We start from the raw sequence: 1,606 nt of genomic DNA on the forward strand, positions 1-1,606 counted from the left end.
AATCCCTACTATCTTTGGCTCTGCCATAATTACCCCAACTGCCCACTTGCTAAGAGTCAATTATTTAACATTTATTTGCATTATAGCGAGTCAATATTATGACTACTGTCACATTTTGTTTCCGCTTGAACCAGTTCACAAAAAATGTGAATTATTGAACCCAGCACAACAACTACTCGACTAACAATATAGTGAACGAGAACAAGCTAAGCCACTTAGCATTATCCGAAATAATCTATATAATGGCGCCGCTAAATAAAAGTAAGCAATACTTTCGACTTTTTTTAATTTTAAGCATCCTTTGTATTCACCAGACCCAGCCTGAACAGCTTGAGCCAAAATATGAACGAATTACTTTCAAAAGCCATCGAAAATAACGTTAACGCTGCAATTTCGGAAGATGTCGGCTCCGGTGATATAACTGCTCAGCTAATTGATGCCGACAAACAGGCTTGCGCGAAAGTAATTACCCGTGAAAGTGCGATTATTTGCGGTACAAAGTGGGTTGACGCCGTCTTTCATGCAATTGATCCAACCCTTGAAATTAAGTGGTTCGTCAATGACAGAGACAACGCTTCACAAAACGAAACTCTCTTTACTGTTAGTGGCTCTGCCCGATCCATTCTAACCGGAGAACGTGCCGCACTTAATTTTCTGCAAACACTTTCTGGCACTGCAACGACAGCTAAACACTACGCAAACCTGGTTGCACACACTCAAGTAAAGCTTCTGGATACTCGTAAGACCCTACCTGGACTGCGCCTAGCACAAAAGCATGCCGTTACCTGCGGAGACTGCCACAACCATCGCATTGGCCTTTATGACGCCTTCCTAATCAAGGAAAATCACATTATGGCCTGCGGCGGCATTGGACAGGCAGTTAACAAAGCTCAGCAACTAGCTCCCGGAAAGCCCATCGAAGTTGAAGTTGAATCTATACAAGAGTTGCAACTAGCCTTACAAGCTCAGGCTGATATCGTCATGCTCGACAATTTCCCTATCAGCACTTTAAACGAGGCCGTAAAACTAAATAAAGGCCAAGCCAAGCTTGAAGCTTCTGGCGGCATAACCAATGAAACGCTAGTCCCAATTGCTGAAACGGGAGTAGACTTTATTTCAATCGGCGCACTGACAAAAGACTGCAAATCTATCGACCTTTCAATGCGGATTGATATCTAAACAGAAAAACGCCAGCTTACATAAATTTACATACCGAAACACTTCAGTTAGACAATCATTTGGCTATTACAGATAGAATAGATTCATCATTATGGTGATGTCTTCAGACAGCTAAATTCGTCATAAAACAAGAAGACAATCCACCATATTTACCATGCGGCCCATTATATAATTTCACCTTCGAGCTAAGCTGGCTTTACTTTCAATGAATGCAAATAATCTAAGTTTTAAGCCAGAAATCTCTAGCGCTCGCATTCACGGCATACCCGCATTTTTCATAAGTCTCACCCTGTTGTTTATTGCTTTAGGTTTTGACCAATTATTTATAAATGACGGATCGACACTTCAGAATGCCATGCCCTACGTCAGCATAGCCTACGGTTATCACTCTCTCTTACTTATTGCTTCGGCCTAGTCAGTCTACCCG

At 41.9% G+C, this 1,606-nt stretch carries 2 protein-coding genes; both read left to right on the forward strand.

The features are described from left to right. The first annotated feature begins 342 nt into the window (after positions 1-342). Positions 343-1,179: a carboxylating nicotinate-nucleotide diphosphorylase gene (gene nadC, locus A3729_RS21585; RefSeq protein ID WP_068509607.1), complete on the forward strand. Its 837-nt coding sequence runs from the start codon at positions 343-345 to the stop codon at positions 1,177-1,179. 205 nt (positions 1,180-1,384) lie between these two features. Beyond that, the gene (locus tag A3729_RS31805; RefSeq protein ID WP_156498066.1) at positions 1,385-1,594 is read left to right on the forward strand and encodes a hypothetical protein; all 210 of its coding nucleotides are present in this window, start codon (positions 1,385-1,387) and stop codon (positions 1,592-1,594) included. The last annotated feature ends 12 nt before the right edge of the window (positions 1,595-1,606 follow it).

It is taken from the genome of Oleiphilus sp. HI0043, from assembly GCF_001634935.1.